Raw genomic sequence first — 5,929 nt, 5'->3', positions numbered from 1 at the left:
CCCACCGGAGTCTTCACCCGCATCGCCCAGCGACTCCTCGCCCTCACCTCCGGCATCTGGACCAACTGGACCACCGGCGTCACCAGCAAACGATCACTAACCGCCTACGACCACTGACCAAGGAATCAACCATCTAGGGCGTACGGAAGTGACGGCTTCCTGGGAATTCCCTGGCAGCCGCGGTCGAGGACCACACGCAGGCAGCGAGCGCGGTTACGCTGCGGTTAGCCTCGAAGCGAGGATCGACGAGGGGAGATACATGTCCGACGCACAGCGTTCCGGTGAGGCGACGCTCCTGGACGCGGTGCTCCGCGAGGTCAAGCGAGTGATCGTCGGCCAGGACCGCGTGATCGAACGGCTCCTGGTCTGCCTGCTCGCGCAGGGACATGCCTTGCTCGAAGGTCTCCCCGGCCTGGCGAAGACGCTCGCCGCCGAGACGCTCTCCACCACCGTGGGCGGCAAGTTCGCGCGCATCCAGTTCACCCCCGACCTGCTGCCGGCCGACATCATGGGTACCAGGATCTACCGGCAGTCGACGGAGAGTTTCGACGTCGAGCTCGGCCCGGTGTTCGTCAACTTCCTGCTCGCCGACGAGATCAACCGCGCGCCGGCGAAGGTGCAGTCGGCGCTGCTCGAGGTGATGGCGGAGCACCAGGTCTCCATCGGCGGCACGACCTACCCGGTGCCGGAGCCGTTCCTCGTGCTCGCCACCCAGAACCCGATCGAGCAGGAGGGCGTCTACCCGCTGCCGGAGGCGCAGTCCGACCGGTTCCTGATGAAGATCCTCGTCCCGTACCCGCACCCGCTCGAAGAGGTCGAGATCGTGGAGCGGATGGGCGTGAACCCGCCGCGCAGCACCCAGGTGCTCGACCTGGAGCAGCTGGTGACGCTGCAGCAGGCGGTCAAGCAGGTGCGGGTGGACCGGCCGGTCCTCGACTACGCGGTGACCCTGGTGCTCGCCACCCGCGACCCGGACAGGTACGGCCTGGAGGAGCTGAAGCCGCTGATCACCTGCGGCGCGAGCCCGCGGGCGAGCCTCGGCCTGATCTCCGCCGGCCGGGCCCTCGCGCTGCTGCGGGGCCGCGACTTCCTCGTGCCGCAGGACGTCTACGACGTCGGCGCGGACGTGCTCAGGCACCGCATGGTGCTCTCGTACGAGGCGCTGGCGCAGAACCTCGGCGCGGACGAGGTCGTCGCGAAGGTGCTGCAGGGCATTGGCCTGCCCAGGCTCAGCGGTCAGACCCCGGTCGGGGGCGTACCGCAGCAGGCGCGGCCGAACGGCGCGCAGTCGGCGGGACCGCCGCCGCAGCACGGTGAACCGCGGCCCGTCCCACCGCCGTATGCGTAGGTGATGCGCAGCATGCCGCAGACGGACGAACAGCCGAGCATCTTCGCTGGTGGCAGCGAGGAGGTGCTCAGGCGACTCGAGCTCACCGTGACCAGGAAGCTCGACGGCCTGCTGCAGGGCGAGTACCACGGGCTGGTGCCCGGGCACGGCAGTGAGTACGGCGAGACCAGGGCGTACCAGCTCGGCGACGACGTACGCCACATCGACTGGAACGTCACCGCCAGGATGCAGGAGCCGTTCATCCGGGAGACGATCGCGGATCGCGAGCTGGAGACCTGGCTGTGCGTGGACGTGAGCGCGAGCCTCGACTTCGGCACGGCGGCGTGCGAGAAGGACGATCTCGCGGTGGCGGCCGCCGGCTCGGTCGCGTTCCTGACCCAGCGCGTGGGTAACAGGATCGGCGCGGTGCTCGGCAAGCCGCACGGCTTCCACACCGTGCCCGCCAGGTCGGGCCGCATCCATGTGACGGCGATGCTGCACGCGCTGATGGCGCAGCTCGACGCGCAGCCGGGCCAGGGCGACCTGGCCGCCGTCATCCGCCGTACCGGAATGATGGCGAAGCGGCGCGGCCTGGTGGTGGTGATCTCCGACTTCCTCGACGACGGCGACTGGGCGAACGAGCTGCGCCGGCTCACCACCCGGCACGACGTCCTCGTGGTGGAGGTCGTCGACCCGCGGGAGCTGGACATCCCGAACGTCGGTGTCATCACGCTGATGGACCCGGAGACCGGTGCGGCGCGTGAGTTCGACACCGGCAAGCGCGGGGTGCGGCAGCGGTACGCTGCCGCGGCCGCCGCGGAACGCACGGAGATCCAGGAGAAGATCCGCGGTGCCGCCGCGGACCACCTGGTGCTCCGCACCGACCACGACTGGTTGCACGACCTGGTGCGGTTCGTCGCCCAGCGGCGGGAGCGGATCGCGCGCCGAGCGAGGAGAGCCCACTGATGCACCTGGCGGTGATGCAGGTACTGGCCGCGGACTGGAAGTTTAAGTGGCCGGCCGTGCTGTGGCTCGGCATCCTCGGCGTCGTCGCGCTCGTGGTGCTCTACATCCTGCTGCAGCGCCGGCGGAACCGGTTCGCCGTGCGGTTCACCAACGTGAAGCTGCTCGACAAGGTGGCACCGCGGCGGCCGAGCTGGCGCAAGCACCTGCCCGCGCTCGCGTTCGTGCTCACCCTGCTCGTCGTGATCGTCGCCGCGGCGCGCCCGGCGTACGCGGTGCAGGTGCCGCGCGAGCGCGCCACCGTGGTGCTCGCGATGGACATCTCGCCGTCGATGCTGTCCGGTGACGTGAAGCCGAACCGGCTGGCCGCGGCGAAGAAGGCAGCGAAGTCGTTCCTCGACGAGGTGCCGCCGAAGATCAACGTCGGGCTCGTGGCGTTCTCCCGCAGCGGCAACGTCAAGGTGCCGCCGACGACCGAGCGCGCGGCGATGCAGACCGGCATCGACGACCTGAAGGTCGACAAGTACACGGCGATCGGTGAGGGCGTCTTCGCGTCGCTGGACGCCGTCAAGCTCGCGCCGAAGCCGCGCGGCACCGACAAGAAGGTGCCCGCCGCTGTCATCCTGATGTCCGACGGCGAGTCCACCGTCGGCAGGTCGAACCAGGAGGCCGCGGCCGCGGCCAAGGAGCAGAAGGTGCCGGTGTCGACCATCGCGTTCGGCACCGACGACGGCACCGTCACGATCGCGCCGAACCCGTTCCCGCAGACCGTCCCGCCCGACCCCGAGGCGCTGCGTGAGATCGCCGAGACGACCGGCGGGAAGTTCTACGAGGCGACCGACGGGCAGCAGCTGAACCGGGTCTACGAGGACCTCGGCTCGTCCATCGGGTACGTGAAGAGCTACCGCGAGACGACGTACCAGTGGGCGCTGGCCGGACTCCTCAGCCTGGTCGTCACCGCGGCGCTCGGACTCGCCCTCACCAGCAAGTTTCCATAGTCTGGCGCGCTCGACCGGCAGCCGCGCTGTCGCGTCCAGCGGCGGGGCAATAGGCTGTTCGTGCCCGCACAGCGAGACTCCCAGGAGATATTGATGACAGCGAGTGAGGTTCCTTTCTGGGGCCCCGACTTCGCCCAGCTTCAGACCACCGACCCGCAGATCGCCGACGTGCTGCTCGGCGAGCTCGACCGGTTGCGCGGTGGTCTGCAACTCATCGCGAGCGAGAACTTCAGCTCGCCCGCCGTGATCGCGGCGCTCGGTTCCACCCTCACCAACAAGTACGCCGAGGGTTACCCAGGCCGCAGGTACTACGGCGGTTGTGAGGAAGTCGACAAGGCCGAGGAGATCGCGATCGCGCGCGCCAAGCAGCTCTTCGGCGCCGAGCACGCGAACCTGCAGCCGCACTCGGGTGCGCAGGCGAACTTCGCCGCCTACGCGGCGGTCGTCTCGCCCGGTGACACGGTGCTGGCCATGGACCTCAAGCACGGCGGTCACCTGACGCACGGCAGCAAGGTGAACTTCTCCGGCAAGTGGTTCGACGTCGTCTCGTACGGCGTGCGCCAGGACAACGAGCTGATCGACTACGACGAGGTGCGCGACCTCGCCGTGAAGCACCAGCCGAAGATGATCGTCTGCGGCGCGACCGCGTACCCGCGGCTGATCGACTTCGCCGCGTTCCGGTCGATCGCCGACGAGGTGGGCGCCACGCTGATGGTGGACGCGGCGCACTTCATCGGTCTGGTCGCGGGGAAGGCGATCCCGTCGCCGGTGCCGTACGCGGACATCGTGAGCTTCACCACGCACAAGGTGCTGCGAGGGCCGCGCGGCGGCATGATCCTGTGCAAGGAGGAGCTCGCCAAGGCGATCGACAAGGCCGTGTTCCCGTTCGCGCAGGGCGGCCCGCTGATGCACGCGGTAGCGGCCAAGGCCGTCGCGCTCCAGGAAGCCATGCAGCCCGGCTTCCAGGACTACGCCAGGCAGGTCGTGGCCAACGCGCAGGCGCTCGCCAGCGGCCTGCAGGAGGAGGGCATGCGGCCGGTCTCCGGCGGCACCGACACCCACCTGGCGCTGATCGACCTCAGGGACGTCGGGGTCACCGGCAAGGACGCGGAGGCCCGGTGCGACGCGGCCAAGATCACGCTGAACAAGAACGCCGTGCCTTTCGACCCGCAGCCGCCGATGACGGCGTCCGGGATCAGGGTCGGCTCGCCTTCGGTCACCACGCAGGGCATGACGGTGCCGGAGATGAAGGAAGTCGCGTCCCTGATCGGCCGGGCCGTCCGTAGCGAGGACACCACAGCGGCGGCGGATATCGCCGAGGCCGTCGGTGCCCTCGTCGGCAGGTTCCCCGCCTACCCGAGGAGCTGAGGCGAGACCGGCGGACCGGTGAGGCGGGAGGGCTGAGTGCGCGAATACGCGCTGACCATTCTGCTGGTTGCTGCTGCCACGTACTTCTCCACGCCGCTGATCCGCCGGTTCGCCGTCCGGGTCAAGGCAATCACCGAGGTACGCGACCGCGACGTGCACGCCATCCCCACGCCCCGGCTCGGTGGCATCGCGATGCTCATCGGGCTGGGCGTGGGGCTGTTCGTGGCGGCGCAGCTGCCGCAGCTCGCCCAGGTGTTCAAGGACACCACCTGGATCGGTGTGCTCGCCGGCGGCGCCATCGTCTGCCTTGTCGGTGCGCTCGACGACCGGTTCACGCTCGACCCGCTGACCAAGCTCGCCGGCCAGGTGGTCGCCGCCGGCGTGATGGTGCTCAGCGGTATCCAGATGTTCTGGCTGCCACTGCCCGGCATGACGCTCGGCCTCGGCAACGACCACGGCGTGATCATCACCGTGCTGCTCGTCGTCGCGGTGATGAACGCGATCAACTTCGTGGACGGCCTGGACGGCCTCGCCGCCGGCATCGCGGGAATCGCGGCGGCGGCGTTCTTCTCGTACTCGTGGCTGCTCTCGTACGTCAACGGCCTGGAACGGGCCACCACGCCGACCCTCGTCACGGCGATCCTCGTCGGCATGTGCGTCGGCTTCCTGCCGCACAACTTCCACCCGGCGAAGCTGTTCATGGGTGACTCCGGGTCGATGCTGATCGGCCTGCTGCTGTCCGCGGGCACCATCACGCTCACCGGCCAGGTGGACGTCAACGCGCTCGGCGACGGTGCGCAGAACCCGCTGCCGGCCGTACTGCCGCTGCTGCTGCCGGTGGCCGTGCTCGCCGTGCCGTTCGTGGACGTGCTGCTCGCCATCGTGCGCAGGACGTGGGCAGGGCGGGCGCCGTGGGCGCCGGACAAGCTGCACATGCACCACCGGCTGCTGCGGATCGGGCATTCGCAGCGCCGCGCCGTGTTGATCATGTACTCGTGGGCCGCGCTGATCGGCGGCACGGTGGTCGCGACCGCCTTCCACGGCGTGCCGATGCTGCTGCTGACGATCACCGCGGGCATCGGTGTCCTCGCCCTGGTGCTGGTCAACATCCCCCGCCTGCTGGTTCGCCGCAAGCCCTAGATGAGTGATTCCTTGAAGGGTGTGGTCGGCGCGGCTGCGGAGACGTGGGGCGGAGGGTGTTCAAGATCGATGTGTGACCAAAGAACTGAACACCCTCCTGACAGCACTGTATGTGGTGGTCGACGATCACGTG

At 69.2% G+C, this 5,929-nt stretch carries 6 protein-coding genes; all 6 read left to right on the top strand.

The window, feature by feature from the left end; genetic code table 11:
* On the top strand, nucleotides 1-117 hold a 117-nt coding region (locus GEV07_30500), incomplete at its 5' end, for an IS982 family transposase (GenBank protein MQA06842.1).
* A 142-nt stretch (nucleotides 118-259) separates the two neighbouring features.
* Nucleotides 260-1,348 carry an AAA domain-containing protein gene (locus GEV07_30495; protein MQA06841.1) on the top strand — a complete coding sequence of 363 codons (1,089 nt, stop codon included), beginning with the start codon at nucleotides 260-262 and terminating at the stop codon, nucleotides 1,346-1,348.
* Nucleotides 1,349-1,351: 3 nt separating this feature from the next.
* Nucleotides 1,352-2,293, top strand: a complete 942-nt coding sequence (locus tag GEV07_30490; GenBank protein MQA06840.1) for a DUF58 domain-containing protein — start codon at nucleotides 1,352-1,354, stop codon at nucleotides 2,291-2,293.
* Nucleotides 2,293-3,288, top strand: coding sequence for a VWA domain-containing protein (locus GEV07_30485; protein ID MQA06839.1), 996 nt, complete (start codon nucleotides 2,293-2,295; stop codon nucleotides 3,286-3,288). Before GEV07_30490 ends, GEV07_30485 begins: the two co-directional genes overlap by 1 nt.
* Before the next feature lie 93 nt (nucleotides 3,289-3,381).
* Entirely contained in the window at nucleotides 3,382-4,656 is a 1,275-nt protein-coding gene (locus tag GEV07_30480; protein ID MQA06838.1) for an aminotransferase class I/II-fold pyridoxal phosphate-dependent enzyme, read from the top strand.
* A 36-nt stretch (nucleotides 4,657-4,692) separates the two neighbouring features.
* Nucleotides 4,693-5,796, top strand: a complete 1,104-nt coding sequence (locus GEV07_30475; GenBank protein ID MQA06837.1) for an undecaprenyl/decaprenyl-phosphate alpha-N-acetylglucosaminyl 1-phosphate transferase — start codon at nucleotides 4,693-4,695, stop codon at nucleotides 5,794-5,796.
* The last annotated feature ends 133 nt before the right edge of the window (nucleotides 5,797-5,929 follow it).

The sequence above is a fragment of the Streptosporangiales bacterium genome (assembly GCA_009379825.1).
Lineage (GTDB): Bacteria > Actinomycetota > Actinomycetes > Streptosporangiales > WHST01 > WHST01.
Note: the sequence above shows the minus strand (reverse complement) of the source record. Positions and strands in the feature narration are given on the sequence as shown.